The sequence below is a fragment of the Streptomyces flavovariabilis genome, assembly GCF_000725785.1.
Lineage (GTDB): Bacteria > Actinomycetota > Actinomycetes > Streptomycetales > Streptomycetaceae > Streptomyces > Streptomyces hawaiiensis.
This window is the reverse complement of sequence record NZ_JNXD01000013.1, coordinates 1-26,368: the sequence shown is the minus strand read 5'-3', so window position 1 is coordinate 26,368 and position 26,368 is coordinate 1. Positions and strand designations below refer to the sequence as shown.

Here is a 26,368-nt window from a genome sequence, read left to right as displayed (position 1 = left end):
CAGGAGCATGCGTGGATTCCTTGCCTCCTCAATCGGTGTCACCTGTGCGGCCGCTCTGGCCCTTCCCCTCACCCCACCCGCCCTCGCGGCGACGGCGGGACCGGTGCCGGCCACCGAAGCCGTCTCGCCGGCGAGACCCGCGCTCCGCGCGGGGACCCCGGCCACGACCACGGCCGACCGGCGCGCGGCCGAACCGTACGCCGCCGGCAGCACCCAGTCCCTCTCCCTCGAACCCCTCACCCGCGACCGCGTCACCCCCTCAGGCCCCTCCACCGAGCTGGGCCTGCCCCGCCGGGCCGTACGCCACTTCTCCCTCCTCGGCGTCATCTGGGACGACCCCGACGCCGAACTGCACGGTCGCGTCCGGGTCCGTACCCGCGCCGCCGCCACCGGTACCTGGTCGGGTTGGCAGGACGTGGACACCCACAACGGCGAACACGCCGCCGACCCGGACACCCCCGAGAGAGCCTCGGGCCGCGTCCGCGGTGCCACGGCCGCGCTGTGGGTGGGCGACTCCGACGGCGTGGAACTGAGGGTCCGCTCCGAGTCCGGCGGTGCGGCGGCCCACTCCGCCGAGAACGCCTCGGGCGCCCGCAAACTGGCCGCCGTGCCCCCGCTGCCGTCCGGCCTCCGCCTCGAACTCATCGACCCCGGCGAGGACGAGGCCCCGCCCTCCGGCGCTGCCGTTGACGTCCCCCGCACCGGTGGCTCGAACTCCGAGACCTCCGCTCTCACGGACGCCTCCGCCGCCAACGCCGACCTCGCCCCCCTCGGCGCCACCGAGATCACGGCACTGAGCCGCGCGGAGACCGAGCGGGAGTCCCTCGCCCTCTACGCCGGCGAGCTGACGGAGCAGCAGCGGCAGGCGAAGCCGCACGTCGGCCCGCGCCCGGCTATCGTCACGCGGCGCGGCTGGGGCGCGAACGAGGGGTTGCGGGAGAGCGGCTTCCGGTACACCAAGAAGGTCCGGGCGGCTTTCGTGCACCACACGGCCAGCGGCAACAGGTACCGCTGCTCACAGGTTCCCTCACTCATCCGCAGTATCTACCGCTACCACGTCAAGAGCATGGGCTGGCGGGACATCGGCTACAACTTCCTCATCGACAAGTGCGGAAAGATCTACGAGGGCCGCGCCGGGGGCGTGGCGAAGCCGGTCCTCGGCGCGCACACGCTTGGTTTCAACAGCAACAGCATGGGGATCGCCGTCCTCGGGTCGTACGGCGCCACGAAGCCGTCGAAAGCCTCGGTCAAGGCCATCGCCCGGCTGAGCGCGTGGAAGCTGGGGCTGTACCGGATGAATCCGAAGGGAAAGACCTACCTGAAGTCGGCCGGAGGCAATCTCTACCGAAAAGGCAAGAAGGTACGACTGAACGTGATCTCGGGGCACCGGGACGGCTTCAAGACCGCGTGCCCGGGACGCAAGCTCTACGGCAAGCTCGGCTCGGCCCGCTCCAAGGCGGCCCGCTACCAGGGCCGCTGAGCACACGTTCACCGCCATCGGGGGGCAGGGGCGGAATGCCGCACGGCCAACGAAGGCGCCACGGAACGGTCTGCATACACTGACCGGCCGAAAGACAGTTCGGCCGGTCCCGGCAGGAAGCAGAGACGACACGTGACAGAAGCCATCCTCCTGGTCGGCGGCAAGGGCACCCGACTGCGCCCGCTCACGGTGCACACGCCCAAGCCCATGGTCCCGGCGGCCGGGGTGCCCTTCCTCACGCACCAGCTGGCGAGAGCGAGAGCGGCGGGTGTCGAGCACATCGTCCTGGCCACGTCCTATCTGGCGGAGGTCTTCGAGCCGTACTTCGGTGACGGCTCCGCGCTGGGACTCCACCTGGAGTACGTCACCGAGGAGGAGCCGCTCGGTACGGGCGGCGCCATCCGCAACGTGGCCTCCCGGCTGCACTCCGGTCCCGACGACCCGGTCCTGATCTTCAACGGCGACATCCTGACGGGCCTGGACATCCGGGCCCTGGTCGACACCCACGAGACGACGGGCGCGGACGTCTCCCTGCACCTCACCAAGGTCACGGATCCGCGCGCCTACGGCCTGGTCCCCACCGACGCCACGGGCAGGGTCCTGGCGTTCCTGGAGAAGCCGCAGACCCCCGAGGAGATCGTCACCGACCAGATCAACGCGGGGGCGTACGTCTTCCGCCGCTCGGTCATCGACTCGATCCCGCTGGACAGGCCGGTGTCGGTGGAACGGGAGACCTTCCCCGGTCTCCTCTCGGCCGGCGCGCACCTCCAGGGCATGGTCGACTCGACGTACTGGCTCGACCTGGGCACACCGGCCGCCTTCGTCCGGGGCTCCGCCGACCTGGTCCTCGGCAGGGCCCCGTCGCCCGCCGTCCCCGGCCGCTGCGGCGACCGCCTGGTCCTGCCCACGGCTCGGGTCGCGTCCGACGCGAAGCTGTCGGGGGGCACGGTGGTGGGCGAGGGCGCCTTCGTCGCGGAGGGCGCGCGGATCTTCGGCAGCACGATCCTGCCGGGCGCGGTCATCGAGCCGGGTGCGGTCATCACCGACTCCCTGATCGGCACCCGGGCCCGCGTGGGCCGGCGCTCGGTCCTCACCGGCACGGTCATAGGCGACGGCGCGGTGATCGGCCCCGACAACGAACTCCTGGAGGGCGCCCGCATATGGTGCGACGCCCGCATCCCGGCAGGAGCGGTCCGCTTCTCGTCGGACCAGTAACGCGCGCGGTGGCGGGGGTGGCCCCGACTGCGGGCATGCGTGCCGCTGACGGCGACGGGGGTCCCCCCTGCTGGAGCGGAGCCGAGAGCTCGGGGGAGGGTGGGCGCAGCCGCACCCCGTTACACCGGGCTGCGCGACATCCCGCCCCCGGCACCAACGCCGAGCGCCTCACACCCGACAGTTCACAACTGCCCGATATCCCAGCGAGGCATCTTCGGCGCCCGCCGCGCCGGCACCCTCCCGCTCAGCAGAATCAGCCGAGCCGCCCGATGCCGCTGCCCCGCATACGGCTCCAGCAGCTCCAGCATCACGGCATCATCCGCGTCCCGGTCCCCGGCCAGCGCCCACCCCACGATCCCGGGCAGATGCAGGTCCCCCACCGTCACCTCGTCCGCCGCCCCATGACTGCGCTGCACCGTCTCCGCGGAAGTCCAGGGCCCGACCCCGGGCACGAGCTCGAGCCGAGCCCGAGCAGCCGCCGGCTCCATCCCCACCGCCTGCTCCAGCCGCGCAGCGACCCGCACGGCACGCAGAATCGTCGACGCCCGCTTGTTGTCGACCCCGGCCCGATGCCACTCCCACGACGGAATCAGCGCCCACGTCCGCGGCGTCGGCATCACGTACATCCGCGCGGGCGCGGGGCCCGGCGCCGGCTCCCCGAACTTCCGCACCAGCAGCCGCCACGCCCGGTACGCCTCGTCGGTCGTGACCTTCTGCTCCAGGATCGACGGGATCAGCGACTCCAGCACGAGCCCGCTCCGCGTCAGCCGCAACCCCGGCCGCCGATGCCGGGCCGACGCCAGCAGCCGGTGCCGCGGCACGAACGCCGACGGATCGTCCGCCGCCCCGAGCAACTCCGGCAACCGCTCCAGCAGCCACTGGGCCCCGGGCCCCCAGGCCTCCCCGCGCACCTCACCGCCGTACGCGCACACCCGTAGCGTCCCGGGCCCGGCCGGCGTGAGACTGGTCCGCCACACGGACCCGTCCGGCGTCACCCGGAACGTCGGATCGCCGGGCCCGCGCCGCAGCGGCCCGAGCACCAGGCCGAGATCCAGCGGCCCGTCCGGCACCCAGGCGCGCACCCGCCCCGGCCCCGTCGCCTGCCGAGGCACACCCGAGGGCACGGCGGCCTGCCCATCGCGCACCGGCATGGGGGTACCTCCCACGCCTTTCGGGCTGTGGGGGAGCGTGGGTCGCGGAGCGAACCGTCCTGCCATGAATGACGTCCCTGGGATCCGTAAGGAGCAGCCCTACGAGCGTAGGCGCCGCCCGGCACCTGTCACCGCACCTCGATGAACGCCCCCGCGTCCCGCTCGGGCCGCGCCCGCGGTTCCTCCGCCGGATGCCCGACCGCCACCGCCCCCATCGGGTCCCAGTCCGCGGGCAGGTCCAGCACCTCGCGGACCACGTCCCGGCAGAACATCGTCGACGACACCCATGCCGAGCCCAGCCGTTCCCCGGCCAGCGCGACCAGGAAGTTCTGCACGCCGGCACCGGCGGCGACCACGAACATCTCCCGCTCGGCACCGTCCCGCCGTATGTCGCCGTAGGTGTGCGAGCCGTCCATGACCAGGCAGGGGACGACGAGGTAGGGCGCGTTGCGCAGGACGTCCCCGCGCCGCACCCGCTTGGCGATGGACTCCTCCGTCTTGCCGTCCCGCCGCAGGTCGGCGATCCACGCGTCCCGCATGGCGTCGAGCAGCCGCGTCCGCGACTCCTCCGACTCCAGCAGCACGAACCGCCAGGGCGTCGTGTGGTGCGGCGCCGGCGCCGTCACGGCCGCGGCGACGGCGCGCCGTACGGCACCCGCGTCGACGGGCTCGTCCGTGAAGGACCGGACCGTACGCCGCTGGGTCACGGCCAGCCGCACCGCCTCCGAGGTGCCGAGGCGGAACATGTCGTCACGCGCGCCGCGGACCATGGCCCGCGCTCCCTCGCCGTCCTCGCCCTCCGCCACCAGGTGCGGGAGCCCGCGCACCACGGCGACGGGCAGCCCCTCGGCCTTGCCCTTGACCAGGTCGCCCGCGGCGGCCAGCTCGTCGGCCGTGGCGACGACGGTGGCGCTGAGCGGATTGCCGTGGGCATCGGTGCCCCCGCGCAGATCGTCGAGCACGCGCACTCCGGCGGCGCCGATGGCGACGTCCGTGAGCCCGGCCCGCCAGGGCCGCCCGAACGTGTCGGTGACCACGACCCCGACGTCGACGCCGAGGGCGTCGCGCAGTCCGTCGCGGATGGCGCGGGCGGACGCGTCCGGGTCCTCGGGCAGCAACAGCACCGTCCCGGACGGTGTGTTGGACGCGTCGACCCCGGCCGCGGCCATGACGAGGCCCTGCCGGTTCTCGACGATGCGCAGGGCACCGCGCCGGGCCACCACCCGGACCGTCTCCGCGTCGATCGCGGCCTCCCGGTCGGCGGCGCGGACGAGCCGGCCCTCCGCCTTGGACACGATCTTCGAGGTGACGAGCAGCACGTCCCCGTCGGCCAGGCCGGGCTCGGCGGCCGCGATCAGCTTGGCCAGGTCGTCCCCGGCCGTGACCTCGGGCAGCCCGCCCGGGGCCCACACCCGGTACCCGGCGGCACCCTGCCGCGCGCCGCTCACGCCCCCCGCACCTCCTCGGCCAGCGCCAGTGCCTCCTGGGCCATCCGCGCGGTCGCGTCCGTGTCGCTCATCATCAGCGGCACGGCCCGGCAGCGGATCCCGGCCGCCTCGACCTGCTCCACCGCGCCGGCGTCCACCGAGTCCACGAGCCAGCCGTCCAGCAGGCCCGAGCCGTAGTGCTCGGCCACCGCCGTCGCGGTCGACTCGACGCCCACCGCTGCGAGCACCTTGTCGGCCATGCCCCGCACGGGCGCGTCACCGACGATGGGGGAGAGGCCGACGACCGGCACCCCGGCGTCGGCGATCGCCTCCCGGATGCCGGGCACGGCGAGGATCGTGCCGATCGACACGACCGGGTTGGACGGCGGGAAGAGGATCACGTCAGCCTCGGCGATGGCCTCCAGGACGCCCGGCGCGGGCTTCGCCTGGTCGGCGCCCACCGGCACGATCGCCCGGGCGGGCACCGAGGCGCGCAGCCGCACCCAGTACTCCTGGAAGTGGATCGCCTTGGTCTCGCCGTCGATCTCGACGGCCACATGCGTCTCGATGCGGTCGTCGGACATGGGGATCAGCCGCACACCCGGCTTCCAGCGGTCGCACAGTGCCTCCGTCACCGCGCTCAGCGGGTACCCGGCGCCGATCATCTGCGTCCGCACGATGTGTGTGGCGAAGTCCCGGTCGCCGAGGCCGAACCATTCGGGCCCGACGCCGTACGCCGCGAGCTCCTCCTTGAGGTGGAAGGTCTCGTCGGCGCGACCCCAGCCCTGCTCCTCGTTGATGCCGCCGCCGAGCGTGTACATCACCGTGTCGAGGTCGGGGCAGACCTTCAGCCCGAAGAGGTGGATGTCGTCCCCGGTGTTGCCGATGACCGTGACGTCCGCGTCCGGCGCGGCCCGCTTCAGACCACGCAGGAACCGGGCACCGCCGATGCCGCCTGCCAGAACCACAATGCGCATGGGGGCCAGTCTTGCAGGCGCCTCGGACAACCGTTCAACGGCTACGGCAACCGGTCAGGCGGTCACGGCACCGGGAACGCCCCGGGCCTCGCAGTGCGGGGCCGTGTGCATCGGCATCTCGGTGAGGCCCGGGTAGTACACGTGCAGGCTCACCGCCGGCTCCAGCGCGTCGTTGACGACTTCGTGCACGTACCCCGGCGCGAACACGCGCTGCGCGCCCGCCCGCAAGGCGCGTGTGCCCCGCTCCGTGCGCTCGGTCAGTGTGCCGTCCAGCACGGTCAGCACACCGGAGGAGCGGCCGTGGTCGTGCAGCCCGCTGCCCTGCCCGGGCACCCAGGACAGCAGCCACACCTCGTAGCCCGGGCCGCTGCGCAGCCGGTGGTACCAGCGGCTGGCGGTGTCGTAGCGCACGAGGTGCTCCCACTGGGAGCGGTCCTCGGCGAGGGAGCGGGCCAGCCCGACGAACTCGGCGACGGTGGCCGGGTGCTCGCGCGGGGTCTGGAGGAGGTGCGTGACTTCGAGGATGTCGCCGGCGATCTGAAGGTCGCTGTCGCTGTTCATGGGGTGTGGTTCCTCAGTGAAAGAAGGTCAGAGGGAACGGGAGCCGAGACTCGGGTGGCTCGGCCTTCAGCTGGAGCGGGTGTGGCTCAACAGCTGGGACAGCAACAGCTACAGCGAGCGCGGGCAGCACCGTGGGACCCGGCGGTGCGGGTCGAGGTGGATGCCAAGTTCGCGAGCATGCCCACAAGGACACCGGTTCACACCTTCACTGTCAACTCGGCACCCGGCATGTGGGATGTGGTTCACCTCATCCGGTCGATCGCTCAGATGAAAGGTTTGTTCTTGGCCCGCCCGGGACACATGGCGTCCAACCGGGTGCACAAAACCCCGTTGCGTAGTCGTGATCCGACTGTGATCCGTTTCGCTTCGACGTGCGTGCCGGAACGAGATCGAACTCCTGGGCGTCCTCCTCCTCAGAGGTCTGCGAGGGGTCCGGCGGAAGGTGTGAGCCCTCGCGGGCTCCGCCCGTGTGTCAGGTTTTAAGGTGATTTGAACACTTTCCGCTTGGGCTTGGTTCCGCAGAGTGAATAAGGGGCTCAATAGCAGATCTCGGCTTGACTCGCCCGGAGCAGCACACTTGTAATTTCACTCGTGTCGTTCAGCCGGAATCGGTAACGGCTAGATCACGGGGACGCGAAGACAGACGAGGGGCGCACATGACCGAGACGGTGCAGCAACTGCTGGTCGACGACGCGGACGAAGAACTCGGCTGGCAGGAGCGCGCGCTGTGCGCCCAGACCGACCCCGAGTCCTTCTTCCCCGAGAAGGGCGGCTCGACCAGGGAGGCCAAGAAGGTCTGCCTCGCCTGCGAGGTCCGCTCCGAGTGCCTCGAGTACGCCCTCGCCAACGACGAGCGATTCGGCATCTGGGGCGGCCTGTCCGAGCGGGAGCGCCGCCGGCTGAAGAAGGCGGCCGTCTGACCCACCCCTCTTCGTGAACGGCCCGTCGCCCGTGGGTCATCCACAGGCGGCGGGCCGCCTTGCTGCGCAGCCGATAGTGTGGTCGCTCGTCCGAGACGCCCCGCCGCCCCCACCGGGCGCAGGCGTCCACCGCAGTCCACCGAACCGGGGCCCGTACCTCGATGTCCGTGCACAGCCACCCGGCAGCCCATCACGACACCGCTGCCGCACCTGAGTTCCCGCGTCATGTGGTGACCGCGGTCCTCGTCTCCCACGACGGCGCCCGCTGGCTGCCCGACGCGCTCGCCGGGCTGCTCGGCCAGGAGCGGCCCGTCCAGTACGCGATGGGTGCCGACACCGGCAGCGCGGACGCCTCCGCCCAGCTGGTCACCGACGCCCTCGGCGCCGACCGTGTGCTGCACCTCGCCCGCCGCACCGGCTTCGGCCAGGCAGTCGAGGAGTGCGGCCGCACCGCCCCGGTCCTCACCCCGGACGAGCTGCCGTACCTGAAGCGCCCCAGCGGCTGGGACCCGGTCACGCGCTCGTGGCGCGACGACGCCTACGACCTGCCCGAGCTCCCGCACGGCGAGCCGGTGCAGTGGCTGTGGCTGCTGCACGACGACTGTGCCCCGGATCCGGACGCCCTGGCCCAGCTGCTGCGGGTCGTGGACAACGAGTACGAGCTGGGCCGCGAGGACGTGGCCGTCGTGGGCCCCAAGCTCCGCGGCTGGTACGACCGGCGGCAGCTGCTGGAGGTCGGCGTCTCCATCGCCAACTCCGGCCGCCGCTGGACCGGCCTGGACCGCCGCGAGCAGGACCAGGGCCAGCACGACCACGTCCGGACCGTGCTGTCGGTGTCCACCGCCGGCATGCTCGTCCGCCGCGACGTCTTCGAGCAGCTCGGCGGCTTCGACCGCCACCTGCCCCTCATGCGCGACGACGTCGACCTGTGCTGGCGCGCGCACGCGGCCGGCTACCGCGTCCTGGTCGCCCCCGAGGCGGTCGTCCGCCACGCCGAGGCGTCCAGCCGCGAGCGCCGCACCGTCGACTGCATGGGCCGTACGGCGGCCTCCCCGCACAAGGTCGACAAGGCCGGCGCCGTCTACACCCTGCTCGTCAACTCGCGTACGGCCGTACTCCCCTGGGTGATGCTGCGGATCGTGCTCGGCACCCTGGTGCGGACCGTCGCCTACCTCGTGGGCAAGGTCCCCGGACAGGCCGTCGACGAGATCCGCGGCCTGATGGGCACGTTGCTCAGGCCGGAGCGGATCCTCGCCGGGCGGCGCGGCAGAGGCGCGCCCCGGATCGACAAGACCGAGCTGCGGGCGCTGTTCCCGCCGCCCGGCGCGACCGTCCGCGTCACCGTCGAGCAGGTCGCGAGCAGCCTCGTCGGCCGCTCCGACCCGGAAGTCGCCGCCGGCGCGGGCAGGCACGGCAGCGCCGTCGAGTCGGGCCCCGGCGGCGACGACGCCGACTTCCTGGAGATCGAGCAGTTCGCCCGGCTCAAGCGCATCGCGCGCAAGCCCGGCCCGGTGCTCTTCCTGGTGCTGCTGCTCGTCTCCCTGGCAGCCTGCCGCCAGCTCCTCGGCGGCGGCGCGCTCGCGGGCGGCGCCCTGCTGCCCGCCCCGGCCGACTCCGCCGAGCTGTGGTCGCGCTACCTCGACGCCTGGCACCCGGTCGGCGCCGGAGGCACCTCGTCCGCGCCGCCGTACGTCGCGCTCGTGGCGATGCTGGCCTCCCTGCTGTTCGGCTCGACCGGCCTCGCCGTCACATTCCTGCTGGTCGGCTCGGTGCCCTTGGCCGGCGTCACCGCCTACTTCGCCTCCCGGCCGCTCGTCGAGTCCCGGCTGCTGCGCGCCTGGGCGGCCGTCGTCTACGCCTTCCTGCCCGCCGCCACCGGCGCCCTCGCCGGCGGGCGCATCGGCACCGCCGTCCTGGCCGCGCTGCTGCCGCTCATCGCGCGCGCGGGCATCGCGGCCGGCGGCCTGACGAAGGCCGCCGGAGCCCGCGGCAGCTGGCGCGCCACCTGGGCGTACGCGCTGCTGCTGACCATCACCACCGCCTTCACGCCGATCGTGTGGCCCATCGCGCTGCTCCTCGGCGTCGGACTGCTGGTGCTGCGCCGGACCGACATCACGGCCTACGGGCTGCGGTTCCTCGCCCAGCTCGGCACGCCCCTGCTGCTGCTCGCGCCCTGGTCGCTGACGCTGCTGCCGTTCGGCTTCTTCCGGGAAGCAGGCCTCGAGTACGGCCCCTCGGCCGCCTCCGCCCTCGACCTGCTCGGCGCCAGCCCGGGCGGCCCCGGCACCGTCAGCGGCCTCATGCTCATCGGTATCGTGCTGGCCGCACTCGCCGCCCTGGTGCGCTCGGAGCGCCAGTCGGGCATCTGGACGGCCTGGGCGGTCGCCCTGGTCGGCTTCGTCTTCGCGGTCCTGTCCAACAGCTCCACCTGGGCCGGCCCGGCGACCCTCGTCTACGGCATCGCCCTCCTGGCGGCCGCCGCGCTCGGCGCCGACGGGGCACGCGCGCGCGTGGCCGAGCAGAGCTTCGGCTGGCGCCAGCCGGTCGCCGTGCTGATCGCCTTCGCCTCGGCCGCGGGCCCGCTGCTCATCGCCGCCGGCTGGATGATCCGCGGCGCCGACGGCCCCCTGGAGCGGCGCGATGCCACCCAGGTCCCCGCGTTCGTCGCCGAGGAGAGCGGCACCCGCGACCAGGCCCGCACCCTCGTCCTCGACAGCGACTCCGGCGCCCGCGTCGGCTACATGCTGGTCCGTGGCTCGGGCGCCCGCCTCGGTGACGGCGAGATCGCCGCGGCCGACGGCGAGAACGGCAGGCTCGACAAGGTCGTCGCCAACCTGGTCGCGGGCTCCGGCGCCGACCAGGCCGACCAGCTCGGCGGCTTCGCCGTGCGCTACGTCCTCGTCCACCAGGGCGCGCCCCGCGAGGTCACCCGCGTCCTGGACGCCACGCCCGGTCTGACCCGGCTGAGCCAGCAGGACGGCGGCGCGCTGTGGCGCGTCAACCGGGAGGTCGCGCGCGCCACCATCGTCCCCGCCTCCGGATCCGGCACTCCGCAGCCCGTCGCCGCCGGGCCGGTCGACATCCACACCACGGTCCCGGCCGGCGCCGGCGGACGCGTGCTGCGCCTCGCCGACTCCGCCTCCGACGGCTGGTCCGCCACGCTCGACGGCGAGCCGCTGACCCGTACCACGGTCGACGGCTGGGCCCAGGGCTTCGAACTCCCCGCCGCCGGCGGCAGGCTGGACGTCACCTACGACGACCCGATCGGCCACACGGCCTGGCTGTGGGCCCAGGGCCTCCTCGCCGTCGTCCTCGTGGTGCTGGCCCTGCCCGGCCGGCGCCGCGACGTCGACGACGACCTCCCCGACGAGCCGGCCGTAGTGGCCGAGCCCGTCGCCGGCGAGGGCCGCCGCGCCCGCCGCCTGCGCGCCCAGGCCGAGGCCGGGACGGAAGAGGCCGCCGCCCCCGAGGAGTTCCCGCCCCTACAGCCCGAGCAGCCGCCGGCTCCCGTGCCGCAGCAGCAGAACTACGGTCAGTGGGACAACGCCGGCTACCAGGGCGGCGAGTACGCCGGCTACGGCGACCAGTACCAGAACGCCCCGTACCCGGCGGACGCCTACGGGCAGCAGTACCCGGCGGACCCCTACCAGGGCGGCCAGTACGACCCGTACGCCTACGGCGGCCAGGGTGAGCCCCAGACCCCGTCCTACGACCAGACGGGCTACGACCAGACCTACCAGCAGGGCTACGGCACGCCGTACGACCCGGCGCAGCAGCACCACCCCCACGGCACGGGCAGTGAGCGTCCCGACGGGAGCCAGCAGTGAACCGCACCACCCTGTCCCTGATCGCCGGCACGACCGCGCTCGCCGCCGTCTCCGGCTTCGCCGCACTGTCCCAGCCGGACACCCCGTCCACGGACACCGCCGCGAAGGCGGCCGCCCAACTGCCCGTGGAGCGCACGAGCCTGCTGTGCCCGGCGCCCAGCACGTCCGACCTCGCCGAGACGTCCTACACCTCCTTCACGCCGGTCACGAAGGGCACCGGGAGCGGCGGCAAGGCCGAACTCCGGGCGGCCACCGGGGAGTCGGCGGACCCCTCGGCCGACGGCAAGGACGAGGGCACCGGCAAGGACGGCGGGAAGTCCGGCAAGGACAAGCCCGCCAAGCCCGTGCTGACTCCGGAGGAGCCCGGCAAGCCGGTCACCGGCGACAGCTCCGGCGGCGACGCGCCCGCCTTCGTCGGGACGGCCGACGGCAGGTTCGCGCCCGGCTGGACCGTCCAGGAGACGACCGAGGTCGCCGCGGGGACCGGACGCGGCCTCCAGGGCGTCAACTGCACCGCCCCGGACACCGACTTCTGGTTCCCCGGAGTCAGCACGGACGCCGACCGCACCGACTACGTCCACCTGACCAACCCCGACGACTCGGCCGCCGTGGTCGACATCGAGCTCTACGGCAAGGACGGCGCCCTGAAGTCCGCGGTGGGGGAGGGCATCACGGTCCAGCCGCACTCCAGCGAGCCGGTCCTGCTGTCCACCCTCACCGACGAGCGGCAGACCGACCTCACCGTGCACGTCAACGTCCGCAGCGGACGCGTCGGCGCCGCCGTGCAGGCCCTGGACGACAAGCTCGGCGGCGACTGGCTGGCCGCGTCCACGGACCCGTCCGGCAGCCTCGTCCTGCCCGGCATCCCCAAGGACGCCACCTCCGTGCGCCTGGTCGCCTTCACCCCCGGCGACGCCGACGCGGACCTGAAGGTGCGCCTCGCCTCCCCCTCCGGTCTGATCACCCCGGCCGGTCACGAGACGGTGCACGTCAAGGGCGGCATGACGACCGCCGTCGACCTGGGCGACGTCACCCGCGGCGAGGCGGGCTCCCTGGTGCTGTCCCCGACGGACCGGTCAGTGCCGGTCGTGGCTGCCCTGCGGGTCGTCCGCGGCAAGGGCGGCAAGCAGGAGACGGCGTTCATCCCGGCCGCCCGCCCCGTCGGCACGCGCGCGACGTCCGCGGACAACAGCGGCAAGGGCAGCACCCTGTCCCTGACGGCCCCCGGCGCCGCCGCCACGGTCAAGGTCACCGCCTCGGCCGGCAGCGAGGGCGGCACACCAATGTCGAAGACGTACACGATCAAGGCCGGCACGACCCAGGACATCGAGCCCCCGGTCCCCGGCGGCCTGAAGGGCACGTACGCGCTCACGGTCGAGCCGGTCTCCGGCGGCCCGGTCTACGGGGCCCGCACCCTGACGGCGAGTGAAGGCGGGGTCCCCGCCTTCACCGTGCAGACACTGCCGGACGACCGGGGGACGGTGGCCGTGCCGGACGCGGACGAGGACCTGTCGGTGCTCCAGAAGTAGGTCTGCCGGACGGCGTCCGGCTCAGCCCTGGTCCTCGCCGTACCGCGGATCAACCGTCTCCGGCGTCAGCCCGAGAAGCTCGGCGACCTGCTCGACGACGACCTCGTGCACCAGCGCCGCCCGCTCGTCGCGCCCCTTGGTGCGGATCTCGACCGGCCGCCGGTAGACGACCACACGCGCGGGGCCGTCCTCGCGCGCGCTGATCGTGCCGCCGAGCGGAACCGCCTCGTCGTTCCAGGCCTGGCCGGGGCCGTCGAGCCGCGGCACCTCCAGGACGAGGAAGTCGATGTCGGCGAGCTGCGGCCACCGCCGCTCCAGGCGCTCCACGGAGTCCTGCACCAGATCCGCGAACGCCTCCGCGCGGCTCGCGGCGAGCGGCACCTGCGGCGGTGCGATCGGGCCGCGCATGCCCCGTCCGTGGCGATCACGACGGCGGGGCCCGGGGGCGGCGGCACGGGGCGTTACGGGCTTGTCCATCACTGGTGAAGGGTAGTCCCCGCCGCGCCCCTGTGCCCGGCACCGCACGGCGGCACGGGCGGCTTCCGGCCGCACCGCACGGCATGTCGTTACATGACCATTCAAGCCAAGGTTGGGCTCGAATCCGTATCTCGCCGAGACCGGCGACCTCACGGCAATTGAGGGTTTTGTGATGACTCTCGACCGCTTGCGGGACCGTCCGGCCCTCCGGACGGCGCTGTCCCGGCAGGTCAGCAAGGTGTGCCCCAAGGGGTGTGTGGGGCGTTTCACAGCACGACACGGTGGGGTGACCCGGTGGAGAGTCGTCGCGGCCCGCTCAAGAGTGCGGTACCGTCCAACGTCGTGAGCCCTGTACGTCGCTGTTCGCGCACCGCCTGCGGCCGTCCCGCCGTCGCGACGCTGACGTACGTCTACGCCGACTCGACCGCGGTCCTCGGCCCGCTCGCCACCTACGCCGAACCCCACTGCTACGACCTGTGCGCCGAGCACTCCGAGCGCCTCACCGCCCCGCGCGGCTGGGAGGTCGTCCGGCTCCTCGACGCTTCGGCCCCGGCCCGCCCCAGCGGCGATGACCTGGAAGCGCTTGCGAACGCCGTGCGTGAGGCGGCCCGCCCCCAGGAGCGGGCGGCCGGGGCCGGCGGCGGAGGTCGTGGGGCCGACCCGAGAGAGGTCGCGCGCCGCGGCCACCTGCGGGTCCTGCGCTCGCCCGACAACTGACCCCACCCCCGGTTTCTCCACACGCGCACCATTGACGCGCGCTTGGCGCGGACATGACCATTCCGCTGTGAGGCTGCGAGAAATCGCTTTCGCATGACGGAAACCGGGGAGGCGCCCGTGTACGTCCAGGAACTGGAACCCGTCGCCGGCTCACTCGGCCTGTCCGCCCTGGTGGCGGCCCTGCCCCTGGTGATCGTCCTGGTCCTGCTCGGCGGCGTCCGCATGAAGGCGCACCTGGCGGGCCTGACCGGCCTCCTCGCCGCCGTCCTGGTCGCCAGGCTCGCCTACGGCATGCCGCTCGGCCAGACGCTCTCCAGCGGTGTCCAGGGCGCCGTCTTCGGCCTCTTCCCCATCCTGTGGATCGTCGTCAACGCCCTGTGGGTGTACCGGATGACCGTCCGCACCCGGCACTTCGGCATCCTGCGCCGCTCCTTCGGGAGGCTCTCCGACGACCCGCGCATCCAGGCCCTCGTCATCGCCTTCTGCTTCGGGGCGCTGCTGGAGGCACTCGCCGGCTTCGGGGCGCCCGTCGCGATCAGCGCGGTCATGCTGGTCGCCCTCGGCTTCGAACCGGTGCGCGCCGCCGTCGTCGCCCTGGTCGCGAACACCGCGCCCGTGGCCTTCGGCGCGATGGGCACACCGGTCGTCACACTCGCCCAGGTGACCGGGCTGCCGCTGGACTCCGTGGCGTCCGTGGTGGGCCGTCAGACACCGCTGCTGGCCCTCGTGGTGCCCCTGGTGCTGGTCTGGCTCGTGGACGGCCGGCGCGGCCTGCGCGAGACCTGGGTGCCCGCCCTGGCGTGCGGAGTCGCCTTCGCCGTCGCCCAGTTCGCCGCCTCCAACTATGTGTCAGCCCAACTCGCCGACATCGGCGCCGCCCTGGCGGGTGCGGGCGCCCTGGCCGCCGTACCACGCGCGCGCGTGCCCGCCGCGGAGTCCGTACGCGCCTCCGTGCTGACCGGCGCCCGCAGCGAGGAACTGGACGAGCAGGACCCGCCCCGCGAGATCCTGCGCGCGTACGCCCCCTACGCGCTGATCGTCCTGATCTTCTCCGTCGCGCAGATCCCGGCCGTCAAGGACCGGCTCGCCAAGACCACCCAGACCTACGACTGGCCCTTCCTGAACGTCGCGGGGCCCGACGGCGAACCGGTCGGCGGCAACGTCTTCAGCTGGCCCGTCGTCTCGACCGGCGGCACTCTCGTCCTGCTCGCCGGGATCTGCACGGCCGTCATCATCGGGGTGCACGCGCGCGTGGCGGCCGAGGAATGGCTCGCGACCGTCCGTGAGCTGCGCTTCGCGATCCTGACCGTGACCTCCGTCCTCGCACTCGCGTACGTCATGAACCTCTCCGGGCAGGCGGCGACCATCGGCCACTTCGTGGCGGCGGCCGGAGCCGGACTCGCCTTCCTGTCACCCGTCCTCGGCTGGTTCGGCGTCGCCGTGACCGGCTCGGACACCTCCGCCAACGCCCTCTTCGGCGCTCTCCAGGTGACCGCCGCCCGCGAGTCCGGACTCTCACCCGACCTCCTGGCCGCCGCCAACAGCTCCGGCGGCGTCCTCGGCAAGATGATCTCCCCGCAGAACCTCACCATCGCCTGCGCGGCCGTCGGACTCGCGGGCCGCGAGGGCGACTTGCTGCGCAAGGTGCTGCCGTGGAGCCTGGGCCTGCTGCTGGTGATGTGCCTCATCGTGGTCGGCCAGAGCACCCCGGTCCTGGGCTGGATGCTGCCCTGACCTGAGGTTACGGCTGGGGGTCCTCTTGGCATCCGCCCGGCGCGCCGTCGGTGGGCGAGGGTAGTTTGGGCGGACCGACAGTACTTTTTCAGGAAGGTTGGCCGTGGCTGCTGATCTGTCGCAGGTCGTGAAGGCGTACGACGTACGCGGGGTCGTCCCCGACCAGTGGGACGAGTCCCTGGCCGAGCTCTTCGGAGCGGCCTTCGTACGGGTCACCGGCGCGAGCGCCATCACCACCGGGCACGACATGCGGCCCTCCTCACCGGGCCTGTCGCGTGCCTTCGCGCGCGGGGCGGCCGCACTGGGCGCGGACGTGACGGAGATCGGCCTCTGCTCGACGGACCAGCTGTACTACGCCTCGGGCGCGCTGAACCTGCCGGGCGCCATGTTCACCGCCTCCCACAACCCCGCGCAGTACAACGGCATCAAGATGTGCCGCTCGGGCGCCGCCCCGGTCGGGCAGGACACCGGCCTCGCTCAGATCCGCGAACTGGTCGAGGAGTGGAGTGAGTCGGGCGCCCCGGAGCCGACCGCGAAGGCGGGCACGATCACCGGCCGCGACACGTTGTCGGACTACGCGGCCCATCTGCGCTCCCTGGTCGACCTGACCTCCATCCGCCCCCTGAAGGTCGTCGTCGACGCGGGCAACGGCATGGGCGGGCACACGGTCCCCGAGGTCTTCGCCGGCCTGCCCCTGACGCTGGTCCCGATGTACTTCGAGCTCGACGGCACCTTCCCCAACCACGAGGCCAACCCCCTCGACCCGGCCAACCTCGTCGACCTGCAGAAGCGGGTCCGCGAGGAGGGCGCCGACCTGGGCCTCGCCTTCGACGGCGACGCCGACCGCTGCTTCGTCGTCGACGAGCGCGGCGAGCCGGTCTCCCCGTCGGCGATCACCGCCCTGGTCGCCTCCCGCGAACTGGCCCGGCACGGCGGCAAGGGCATGATCATCCACAACCTGATCACGTCCTGGTCGGTCCCCGAGGTCGTCGAGGAGAACGGCGGCAGCCCGGTCCGCACCCGCGTGGGCCACTCCTTCATCAAGGCCGAGATGGCCCGCACGGGCGCGATCTTCGGCGGCGAGCACTCCGCGCACTACTACTTCCGCGACTTCTGGAACGCCGACACGGGCATGCTGGCCGCCCTCCACGTCCTGGCGGCCCTCGGCGGCCAGGACGGCCCGCTGTCCTCGCTCGTCGCCCAGTACGACCGCTACGCCGGCTCCGGCGAGATCAACTCCACGGTCGCCGACCAGCAGGCCAGCCTCGCCGCGATCCGCTCCGCGTACGGGACCCGCGAGGGCATCACCCTCGACGAGCTCGACGGCCTCACGGTCTCCGCCGCCGACTGGTGGTTCAACGTCCGCCCGTCCAACACGGAGCCGCTGCTGCGCCTGAACGCCGAGGCGAGGGACGCCGAGACGATGGCCAGGGTGCGGGACGAGGTGCTGGGGATCATCAGAGGCTGAGGCCCCACGCCCACCGGCGGTAACCTGACCAGGCACGACCCAAGCGCCCGCACCTCGAAGGAAACCCCTATGCCCCTCGAATCCGGCCTCCTCGAGATCCTCGCCTGCCCGGCCTGCCACGCCCCCCTCACCGAGCAGGACACCGAACTGATCTGCACCGACACCGGCTGCGGCCTGGCCTACCCCGTCCGCGACGGCATCCCCGTCCTGCTCGTCGACGAGGCCCGCCGCCCCGCGTGACCGACGGGGGCACACGCACCCGCGCGTCACTGAAGGTGCACATAGCCCCCGGCACAGCGGGCACGATCAGGACACCCTCATAACGGACCCCGGCGATGGGAAGCTGCCGCCCATGCTCGACGAATCGCTGCTCGACTCACCGGAGGGCCTCGCCGAGGCCGACCACCGCGGACTGCTCCGCGGCGCCGCAGAAGCAGGCGCCCGCGTCCGCACGGCCGCCCGCCATGCCGCCGAGGCGGGCGTGGGCGACCTCAAACCGGACGGCCGCCCCCGCGCGGTCCTCATCGCCGGCCCGGGTGCCGCCGCCACCCACGCCGCCGACCTGATCGGCACCCTCGCCGGCGCCGGCAGCCCGGTCACCCGCCTCGCCCCCACCGGCGTCGCTCCCGCCGCGGGCGCCCTGCGCTGGGAACTGCCCGGCTGGGTCGGCTCCGTCGACCTCCTGCTGATCACCACCCCGGACGGCACCGAACCCGGCCTGTCCCTCCTCGCCGAACAGGCCTACCGCCGGGGCTGCACCGTCGTGGCCGTAGCCCCCGCCGGCACCCCGCTCGCCGACGCCGTCCAGGGCTCGCACGGCATGTTCGTGCCCATGGCGACCGCCCCGTACGACCAGGACGAGCCCCTGGCCGCGTCCGCCCCCGGCGTCCTGTGGGCCCTGCTCACCCCGCTGCTGGCGCTCCTGGACCGCACCGGCGTACTCGCCGCCCCGCCGGACACCCTCGGCAAGGTCGCCGACCGCCTCGACCGCGTCGCCGAACGCTGCGGCCCGGCCATCGCCACGTACAGCAACGCCGCCAAGACCCTGGCCGCCGAACTCGCCGACGCGCTCCCGGTCGTCTGGACCGAGGGCACCTCGGCCGGCCCGGCCGGCCGCCGCTTCGCCGCCGCCCTCGCCGAACTGTCCGGCACCCCCGCGGTCGTCGCCGAACTCCCCGAGGCCCTCGCCGCCCACGGCGCCCTGCTCGCCGGCCCGCTGGCCGCCAGCGCCGACCCCGAGGACTTCTTCCGCGACCGCGTCGAGGAACCACCCGCGCTGCACGCGCGCGTGGTGCTGCTGCGCGACCGTCCCATCGGCGGCCTCACCGCCGCCCCCGGCGCCCGCGACCTCGCCCTCAGCCACGACACACCGATCAGTGAGCTGGAACCGGAAGCCGGCGGCGAACTGGAGACCCTCGCTGAGCTGATCGCCGTCACGGATTTCGCCGCGGTTTACCTGGCGCTCGCTTCGAGGGCCTGAGCTTGCCCGGGACACCCTGACGCGCCCGCACCCCGCACCCCCAGAGAGAACCCCATGGACCGCCTCGACAACACCATCCGCCCCTACGCCTGGGGTTCCCCGACCGCCATCCCGCAGCTGCTCGGCACCGAACCGACCGGCGAGCCGCAGGCGGAGATGTGGATGGGCGCCCACCCCGGCGCACCCTCGCGCACCGGCCGGGGCACGCTCGTCGAGGTCGTCGACGCCGACCCCGAGAAGGAACTCGGAACCGCCGCCGTCGCCAAGTTCGGCCCCCGGCTGCCCTTCCTCCTCAAGATCCTCGCCGCGGGCGCCCCGCTCTCCCTCCAGGTCCACCCCGACCTCGCGCAGGCGAAGGAGGGCTACGCGGACGAGGAACGCCGCGGCATCCCGGTGGACGCCCCGCACCGCAACTACAAGGACGCCAACCACAAGCCCGAACTGATCTGCGCGCTCACCGAATTCGACGGCCTGTGCGGCTTCCGCGCCCCGCTGGAGGCGGCGGCCCTGCTCGACGACCTCGGAGTCGACTCCCTCAAGCCCTACGTCGACCTGCTGCACGCCCACCCCGAGGACGCCGCCCTGCGCGAGGTCCTCACGGCGATCCTCACCGCCGACCCCGACGAGATGTCCCGCACGGTCGCCGAGACGGCGGCCGCCTGCACCCGCCTCGGCGCCGCCTACGCCCCCTACGCCGACATCGCCCACCACTACCCGGGCGACCCCGGCGTCATCGCCGCGATGCTGCTCAACCACGTCAGGCTCCAGCCCGGCGAGGCCCTCTACCTCGGCGCCGGCGTCCCGCACGCCTACCTCGACGGCCTCGGCGTGGAGATCATGGCCAACTCCGACAACGTCCTGCGCTGCGGTCTGACCCCCAAGCACGTCGACGTCCCCGAACTCCTGCGCATCGTCCGCTTCCTGCCCAGCGACCCCGGCGTCCTGCGCCCCGAGGCCTCCCCGGACGGCGAGGAGGTCTACGAGACCCCCATCGACGAGTTCCGCCTCTCCCGTTACGTCCTCCCCGAAGCCGGCGCCGCCCACGACCTCACCCGCCCGACCCCGCAGATCCTGCTCTGCACGGCCGGTTCCGTCCGGGCCGGCGAGCACGGCCTGACCCCCGGAGAGTCCGTCTTCGTCCCGGCCGGCGAAAAGGCCGAAGTGTCCGGAACGGGAACGCTCTTCCGGGCCACCGTCGTCGCCTGACCGTTTCGAACCCCCCGTGCCGGTGACCTGAAGCACCGCAGCCGCAGCGGGCTGCAACAATGGCCCACCGTCAAGCACGGGCAAAGTCACGGGCGCCGCGCCAACGCGGCGCCCCGGGCCCTGGAACGGCGTACGAAGGGACAACGCGGACATATGAGCGCGTCAGGCGGCACCAAGGCGATCGTGGCGGCACTGGTCGCGAACCTCGCGATCGCGGTAGCGAAGTTCGTGGCGTTCATCTTCAGTAACTCGTCGTCGATGCTCGCCGAGTCCGTGCACTCGCTCGCCGACTCCGGCAACCAGGCGCTGCTCTTGCTGGGCGGCAAGAAGGCGAAGCGCGAAGCCACCCCGGAGCACCCCTTCGGCTACGGCCGCGAGCGCTACATCTACGCCTTCCTCGTCTCCATCGTCCTCTTCTCGGTCGGCGGCATGTTCGCCCTCTACGAGGGCTACGAGAAGATCAAGCACCCGCACGAGCTGACGAACTGGTACTGGCCGGTCGGCGTCCTCGTCTTCGCGATCATCGCCGAGGCCTTCTCCTTCCGCACGGCCATCAAGGAGTCCAACGTCCTGCGGGGCAAGCGCTCCTGGAAGGAGTTCGTCCGCCACGCCAAGGCCCCCGAGCTCCCGGTCGTCCTCCTGGAGGACCTCGGCGCCCTCGTCGGCCTGATCCTCGCCCTCGGCGGCGTCGGCCTCGCCGTGCTCACCGGCGACAGCGTCTGGGACGGCATCGGCACCCTCTGCATCGGCGTCCTGCTCATCCTGATCGCCCTGGTCCTCGCCGCGGAGACCAAGTCGCTGCTGCTCGGTGAGTCCGCCGGCACCGAGGAGACCCGAAAGATCGAGGCCGCCGTCGTCGACGGCGACACGGTCACCCGCATCATCCACATGCGCACGCTCCACCTCGGCCCCGAGGAGCTCCTCGTCGCCGCCAAGATCGCCGTCCGGCACGACGACACGGCGACCGAGATCGCCGCCGCCATCGACGCCGCCGAGGCCCGCATCCGCGACGCCGTCCCGATCGCCCGCGTGATCTACCTCGAGCCGGACATCTACAGCGAGACCGAGGCGGCCAAGGGCCCCGACCCCGAGGCCTCCCCCGGCGGCCCGGCCCCCGCGGCCCACTGACCTCTCCTTGCGCCCACGGGGCCCGCCGGACCACCCGGCGGGCCCCGTCGCCGTCCCGGGGTGCGCCGCACGACCCCTCGAGGGATTCACGGGCGGGCTGGGGTTCGCCCCCGCCCCCGGTGTAGCTTGGGACGAAGCCAGACGTCGCTGCTGATGGCGGTCGGGCGGTCCCCATGCGGACCGGCCGAGGGAGAGAGGGCCTCCGACGGACTGCGCTGCGTGTACGCGGGCATGCCTGTGTCCTCTTTCGGGCACCCTGTGTCCGCCGCCGCGCAGACCAGCCGTACCCACCTCGCCCCAACTCCGAGGAGCAGCTCGCAATGACGACTGTCGACAACCGACAGGACTTCAAGGTCGCCGACCTCTCCCTGGCCGAGTTCGGCCGCAAGGAGATCACCCTCGCCGAGCACGAGATGCCGGGCCTGATGGCGATCCGCAAGGAGTACGCCGAGGCGCAGCCCCTGGCCGGCGCCCGTGTCACCGGCTCCCTGCACATGACCGTGCAGACCGCCGTGCTCATCGAGACCCTGGTCGCCCTCGGCGCGCAGGTCCGCTGGGCCTCCTGCAACATCTTCTCCACCCAGGACCACGCGGCCGCCGCCATCGCCGTCGGCCCGAACGGCACCGTGGACAACCCCCAGGGCGTCCCGGTCTTCGCCTGGAAGGGCGAGACCCTGGACGAGTACTGGTGGTGCACCGAGCAGGCGCTGACCTGGCCGGACAGCCCCACCGGCGGCCCCAACATGATCCTGGACGACGGCGGCGACGCCACCCTCCTCGTCCACAAGGGCGTCGAGTACGAGAAGGACGGCAAGGTCCCCTCGCCCGACACCGCCGAGTCCGACGAGCACCGCGTCATTCTCGAACTGCTGAACCGCACCATCACGGACGGCTCGCAGAAGTGGACCCAGCTGGCCTCCGAGATCCGCGGCGTCACCGAGGAGACCACGACCGGCGTCCACCGCCTGTACGAGATGCAGCGCGACGGCAACCTCCTGTTCCCGGCGATCAACGTCAACGACGCCGTCACCAAGTCGAAGTTCGACAACAAGTACGGCTGCCGCCACTCGCTCATCGACGGCATCAACCGCGCCACCGACGTCCTCATCGGCGGCAAGACCGCGGTCGTCTTCGGCTACGGCGACGTGGGCAAGGGCTGCGCGGAGTCCCTGCGCGGACAGGGCGCTCGAGTGATCGTCACCGAGATCGACCCGATCTGCGCCCTCCAGGCCGCGATGGACGGCTACCAGGTCGCGACTCTCGACGACGTCGTCGAGACGGCCGACATCTTTATCACCACGACCGGCAACAAGGACATCATCATGGCCTCGGACATGGCCAAGATGAAGCACCAGGCCATCGTCGGCAACATCGGCCACTTCGACAACGAGATCGACATGGCCGGCCTCGCCAAGATCCCCGGCATCGTCAAGGACGAGGTCAAGCCGCAGGTCCACACCTGGACCTTCCCCGACGGCAAGGTGATCATCGTCCTGTCCGAGGGCCGCCTGCTGAACCTGGGCAACGCCACCGGCCACCCGTCGTTCGTGATGTCCAACTCCTTCGCGGACCAGACCCTGGCCCAGATCGAGCTGTTCACCAAGCCCGACGAGTACCCGACCGGCGTCTACGTGCTGCCCAAGCACCTCGACGAGAAGGTCGCCCGCCTCCACCTCGACGCGCTCGGCGTGAAGCTGACGACGCTGCGCCCCGAGCAGGCCGAGTACATCGGCGTGCAGGTCGAGGGCCCGTTCAAGCCGGACCACTACCGCTACTGAGCCCGAGCAGCACCGCTGCCGGCCAGTTCGCTGCCGGTTCGGATCTCCGAGGCAGGCCCCCGCACCCCCGTGCCGGGGGCCTGCCCCGTTTGACGGACCGGCGACCGGCTCAGCCCGTCAAGACCCAGGACCCCCATGCCCCGCGGCCGCTATTCGCTCCACGATCCGCACGATCACACCCCCCTCGCAGAAGAACACTTCCAGTGCGCCCCCGGCCCCTCGGGCTGGCGCTACGTCTCCCAGCTGACCTCCCCCGCAGGCAATCACCACGGCTCCGTCGACCTCACCCTCGACGAACTGGGCCGCCCCCTCCGCCTCGAACTCCACGCCGCCGCCTGGCAGGTCCGCGGCGCCGCCCTCGACGGTGTGACCTGGGTCCGCACCGACCCCACCGGGACCGAGGCCACCGAAGGCAATGTGCGCGCCCACGCCTTCACCGGCACCTCCCCGGCATTCCTCGTCGCCACCGCCCGCCTCCTGCGCCTCACCCCCTCCGCAGCCGCTACCCGCGTACGCCTCGTCGCCTTCACGGACCCGGTCCTCGCCCCGCGCACCGTGGACCAGTCCTGGGCCTTGCTGAAAAGCGAAGCACACGCCACTGACAACGGCCCCCTGACCGTGGACGAATACCAGGTCACAGCCCTCGACACGGGCGAGCAGCACACCGTGCACCTCGCCGGAGACGTGGTGCTCGCGGCCCCCGGCATCGAGCTCGAAGACCTGGAATCACCGCCGTCGGCGTTCACCTGAGCAGGTAGCCACGCCCGGCCGGCCTCGCCCTCCCCTACGCCGGCGGCACGAACCCGGTGCCGGGCCGCTCGCCCGCCGGAACCCCCGGTGATCCAGCGGGACGCTCCCCGCCGGACGGCTCGGACACCGCCTCCTGCGGGCGGGACTCCGACTGCCCGTGCGCCGCCGGCCGGGGCGCGGCCGGTGCAGCGCCCGTAGCCACCGGACCGTGCGTCACCGGGACTGCGGCGGACGGGGCCCCTTGGCCCGCATCGCTTCCGAAGGCCCGCCGGGCCTCCCGCGCCTGCCGTTCCTGCACGACCGCCGCCAGATACGCCGCCGGCGGCACCCCCTGCGGCACCGGAGCGCCCGTACGCTCCGACAGATCCGACGCCAGCCGCGCCGCCATCGACCAGCCCACCTGCGGATCCAGCTGCCGCATGCGCGTCAGGTACTGCCGGACGGCGAGCCACAGCCCGTCGGGCACCGCGGACAGATCGAGCTCCGAGAACCGCCCCGCCAGCCACGGCGGAGGAGGCGGCACAAAACCGGTCCGCGCGACCGGTATCCGCTCCCGGACGACGAGCGTCCCCGCGAACACGTCCCCCAGCCGCCGCCCACGCGCCGACACGAACGAGGCGATGCAGGCGACGATCCCGAAGGTCATGAGGATCTCGATCACACCGATCAAGCCCCTCACCAGCGCATGCCGGAAACGGATCGGGCCCCCGTCGTCCCGCACCACACGCAGCCCGCACGCCATCTTCCCGAGCGACCGCCCGCGACTGAGCGTCTCCACCGCGATCGGCCCGCCCACCAGCACCAGAACGAACGTGGCGATCGACAGCGCCGTCTGCGCCGCCTCGTCGAGCGAGGCAGTGGAAACCACTACTGCGATGGTCACGGCGACGTAGACCGCCAGGGCCACCACCAGATCCAGCAGCACGGCCAGCGCCCTGCTGGGCAGCCTCGCTGGGCGCAGCTCCAACGCCACAGCCTCGCCCGTCACCAGCTCACTCACGCCCGCCGCCCTTCCCTGCCCTGCCCCCGACAGGGCCAGTCTGCCAAGCTGAGGGCGCATCGCACCGTAGTACGACAAGCTGATCCACGACGAGCCTCTGACGACCAGCCGAGGAGCAGGCACCCCGATGGACCTCGACGTCTTCGTCTCCGCCCACCGAGCGGAGTGGGACCGCCTCGAAGCCCTGCTCCGCCGCCAGCGCCGCCTCAACGGTGCCGAAGCCGACGAACTCGTCACCCTCTACCAGCGCACCGCCACGCACCTCTCCCTGATCCAGTCCAGCGCCCCCGACCCGCAGCTGACCGGCCGGCTCAGCCAACTCGTGGCACGCGCGCGTGGCGCCGTGACAGGCACCCGACGCGCCTCCTGGCGCGATGTCACGCGATTCCTGGCCCACGGTTTCCCGGCCGCCGTCTACAAGTCGCGCCACTGGTGGGTACCCACCGCGCTCCTGTCGACGGCCGTCGCGGCCCTCCTGGGCTGGTGGATCGGCACCCATCCCGAAGTCCAGGCCTCCATCGCGGCCCCCGGCGAACTCCGCGAGCTCACCCGCCCCGGCGGCCAGTACGAGACGTACTACTCCAGCCACCCGGCAGCGAGCTTCGCCGCCCAGGTCTGGACGAACAACGCCTGGGCCGCCGCCCTGTGCCTCATCCTGGGGGTCTTCCTGGGACTCCCCGTCCTCTGGATCCTCTTCCAGAACATGCTGAACCTCGGCGTCGGCGTAGGCCTGATGTCCTCGGCCGGACGCCTCGACACGTTCCTCGGCCTGGTCCTCCCGCACGGCCTCCTCGAACTGACCGCCGTCTTCGTCGCAGCCGGCACCGGCCTGCGTCTGGGCTGGACCCTCATCGACCCCGGCCCCCGGACGCGGCGTACGGCTCTCGCGGAGGAAGGCCGAGCCGCCATCGGCATGGCCATCGGCCTCGCCCTCGTCCTCTTCGTCTCCGGCGCCATCGAAGGCTTCGTCACCCCGTCCGGCCTGCCCACCTGGGCCCGCATCACCATCGGGGTGGCCGCCGAAGCCGCCTTCCTGGCCTACGTCTACGTCCTGGGCGGCCGTGCCGCCCGTGCGGGAGAGACCGGCGACGTCGAGGCGGCGGAACGCAGCGCGACCGTCCCCACGGCCGCCTGATCGTCCCGCCGAACGCCGGATGTGCGACCACCTCCGTTCAGCTGCTAGTCTCCTCTTCGCCCCACAGGAGCTGTTGACACGGCAAGTGTGGGGAGGTAGATTTGCACAGTTGCCTGGACGTGGGTTCTAGCCCCGGATCAGCCACAGTGAACATCTAGCTGCTTCTTGAAACGCTGATTTCAATGAAGCCTCCCCCGATGAATCGGAAACGAGCGGCCGGTTAATCCGCCCCGAAACTTCTGATAAAGTCGGAACCGCCGGAAAGGGAAACGCGCAAGCGGGAACCTGGAAAGCACCGAGGAAATCGGATCGGAAAGATCTGATAGAGTCGGAAACGCAAGACCGAAGGGAAGCGCCCGGAGGAAAGCCCGAGAGGGTGAGTACAAAGGAAGCGACCGTTCCTTGAGA

The 26,368-nt window shown here is 72.5% G+C and carries 21 protein-coding genes; 15 read left to right on the top strand and 6 right to left on the bottom strand.

The genetic code is table 11. From position 1 onward, the window contains the following. Positions 1–7: 7 nt before the first annotated feature. On the top strand, positions 8–1,480 hold the full coding sequence (locus tag IO24_RS0123370) for an N-acetylmuramoyl-L-alanine amidase (RefSeq protein WP_078899327.1): 1,473 nt from the start codon (positions 8–10) through the stop codon (positions 1,478–1,480). Between the two features lie 132 nt (positions 1,481–1,612). After that, positions 1,613–2,695: a mannose-1-phosphate guanylyltransferase gene (gene manB, locus IO24_RS0123365; RefSeq protein WP_031138451.1), complete on the top strand. Its 1,083-nt coding sequence runs from the start codon at positions 1,613–1,615 to the stop codon at positions 2,693–2,695. Between the two features lie 182 nt (positions 2,696–2,877). On the opposite strand, the gene IO24_RS0123360 is transcribed toward manB, so the two are convergent. The 4 genes from IO24_RS0123360 to IO24_RS0123345 form a co-directional block, all read right to left on the bottom strand. Beyond that, on the bottom strand, positions 2,878–3,912 hold the full coding sequence (locus IO24_RS0123360) for a DNA-3-methyladenine glycosylase family protein (RefSeq protein WP_031138449.1): 1,035 nt from the start codon (positions 3,910–3,912) through the stop codon (positions 2,878–2,880). A 62-nt stretch (positions 3,913–3,974) separates the two neighbouring features. After that, positions 3,975–5,294: a coenzyme F420-0:L-glutamate ligase gene (locus IO24_RS0123355; RefSeq protein WP_031138447.1), complete on the bottom strand. Its 1,320-nt coding sequence runs from the start codon at positions 5,292–5,294 to the stop codon at positions 3,975–3,977. Further along, positions 5,291–6,250 carry a 2-phospho-L-lactate transferase gene (gene cofD, locus IO24_RS0123350; RefSeq protein WP_031138445.1) on the bottom strand — a complete coding sequence of 320 codons (960 nt, stop codon included), beginning with the start codon at positions 6,248–6,250 and terminating at the stop codon, positions 5,291–5,293. Before cofD ends, IO24_RS0123355 begins: the two co-directional genes overlap by 4 nt. 54 nt (positions 6,251–6,304) lie before the next feature. Then, positions 6,305–6,811, bottom strand: a complete 507-nt coding sequence (locus IO24_RS0123345) for a cysteine dioxygenase (protein ID WP_031138443.1) — start codon at positions 6,809–6,811, stop codon at positions 6,305–6,307. A 656-nt stretch (positions 6,812–7,467) separates the two neighbouring features. Between IO24_RS0123345 and IO24_RS0123340 the strand changes: the two genes are divergently transcribed. The 3 genes from IO24_RS0123340 to IO24_RS0123330 all read left to right on the top strand — a co-directional run bounded on the left by IO24_RS0123340 (position 7,468) and on the right by IO24_RS0123330 (position 13,087). Further along, positions 7,468–7,731 (top strand): WhiB family transcriptional regulator, encoded by a 264-nt coding sequence (locus IO24_RS0123340; protein WP_010034659.1) that lies wholly within the window; start codon positions 7,468–7,470, stop codon positions 7,729–7,731. A 161-nt stretch (positions 7,732–7,892) separates the two neighbouring features. Next, positions 7,893–11,558 (top strand): glycosyltransferase, encoded by a 3,666-nt coding sequence (locus IO24_RS0123335; protein WP_078899328.1) that lies wholly within the window; start codon positions 7,893–7,895, stop codon positions 11,556–11,558. Beyond that, on the top strand, positions 11,555–13,087 hold the full coding sequence (locus tag IO24_RS0123330) for a DUF5719 family protein (RefSeq protein WP_031138438.1): 1,533 nt from the start codon (positions 11,555–11,557) through the stop codon (positions 13,085–13,087). Before IO24_RS0123335 ends, IO24_RS0123330 begins: the two co-directional genes overlap by 4 nt. A 21-nt stretch (positions 13,088–13,108) precedes the next feature. Here the strand turns inward: IO24_RS0123330 and IO24_RS0123325 are convergent, their stop codons facing one another. After that, complete coding sequence (locus IO24_RS0123325; RefSeq protein ID WP_078899329.1) at positions 13,109–13,564, bottom strand: metallopeptidase family protein; 456 nt, start codon at positions 13,562–13,564, stop codon at positions 13,109–13,111. A 294-nt stretch (positions 13,565–13,858) separates the two neighbouring features. Between IO24_RS0123325 and IO24_RS0123320 the strand changes: the two genes are divergently transcribed. From IO24_RS0123320 to IO24_RS0123280, 9 genes are all read left to right on the top strand, one after another. Then, on the top strand, positions 13,859–14,281 hold the full coding sequence (locus IO24_RS0123320; protein ID WP_031138434.1) for a DUF3499 domain-containing protein: 423 nt from the start codon (positions 13,859–13,861) through the stop codon (positions 14,279–14,281). Positions 14,282–14,398: 117 nt separating this feature from the next. Then, positions 14,399–16,015 carry an L-lactate permease gene (locus IO24_RS0123315; RefSeq protein WP_031138433.1) on the top strand — a complete coding sequence of 539 codons (1,617 nt, stop codon included), beginning with the start codon at positions 14,399–14,401 and terminating at the stop codon, positions 16,013–16,015. A 103-nt stretch (positions 16,016–16,118) separates the two neighbouring features. Beyond that, complete coding sequence (locus tag IO24_RS0123310; RefSeq protein WP_031138431.1) at positions 16,119–17,483, top strand: phosphomannomutase/phosphoglucomutase; 1,365 nt, start codon at positions 16,119–16,121, stop codon at positions 17,481–17,483. Positions 17,484–17,552: 69 nt separating this feature from the next. Then, complete coding sequence (locus tag IO24_RS43315) at positions 17,553–17,723, top strand: Trm112 family protein (protein WP_078899330.1); 171 nt, start codon at positions 17,553–17,555, stop codon at positions 17,721–17,723. Between the two features lie 112 nt (positions 17,724–17,835). Further along, complete coding sequence (locus IO24_RS0123300) at positions 17,836–18,963, top strand: SIS domain-containing protein (RefSeq protein WP_031138429.1); 1,128 nt, start codon at positions 17,836–17,838, stop codon at positions 18,961–18,963. Positions 18,964–19,017: 54 nt separating this feature from the next. Continuing rightward, positions 19,018–20,169: a mannose-6-phosphate isomerase, class I gene (manA, locus tag IO24_RS0123295; protein WP_031138427.1), complete on the top strand. Its 1,152-nt coding sequence runs from the start codon at positions 19,018–19,020 to the stop codon at positions 20,167–20,169. Between the two features lie 153 nt (positions 20,170–20,322). After that, on the top strand, positions 20,323–21,297 hold the full coding sequence (locus IO24_RS0123290; protein ID WP_031138425.1) for a cation diffusion facilitator family transporter: 975 nt from the start codon (positions 20,323–20,325) through the stop codon (positions 21,295–21,297). A 320-nt stretch (positions 21,298–21,617) separates the two neighbouring features. Then, complete coding sequence (gene ahcY, locus IO24_RS0123285; RefSeq protein ID WP_031138423.1) at positions 21,618–23,075, top strand: adenosylhomocysteinase; 1,458 nt, start codon at positions 21,618–21,620, stop codon at positions 23,073–23,075. A 135-nt stretch (positions 23,076–23,210) separates the two neighbouring features. Continuing rightward, positions 23,211–23,825, top strand: a complete 615-nt coding sequence (locus IO24_RS0123280; protein WP_031138421.1) for a hypothetical protein — start codon at positions 23,211–23,213, stop codon at positions 23,823–23,825. Positions 23,826–23,859: 34 nt separating this feature from the next. On the opposite strand, the gene IO24_RS0123275 is transcribed toward IO24_RS0123280, so the two are convergent. Continuing rightward, entirely contained in the window at positions 23,860–24,825 is a 966-nt protein-coding gene (locus IO24_RS0123275; RefSeq protein WP_031138419.1) for an RDD family protein, read from the bottom strand. Positions 24,826–24,952: 127 nt separating this feature from the next. Between IO24_RS0123275 and IO24_RS0123270 the strand changes: the two genes are divergently transcribed. Continuing rightward, entirely contained in the window at positions 24,953–25,960 is a 1,008-nt protein-coding gene (locus tag IO24_RS0123270) for a stage II sporulation protein M (protein WP_031138417.1), read from the top strand. Positions 25,961–26,368: the final 408 nt, after the last annotated feature.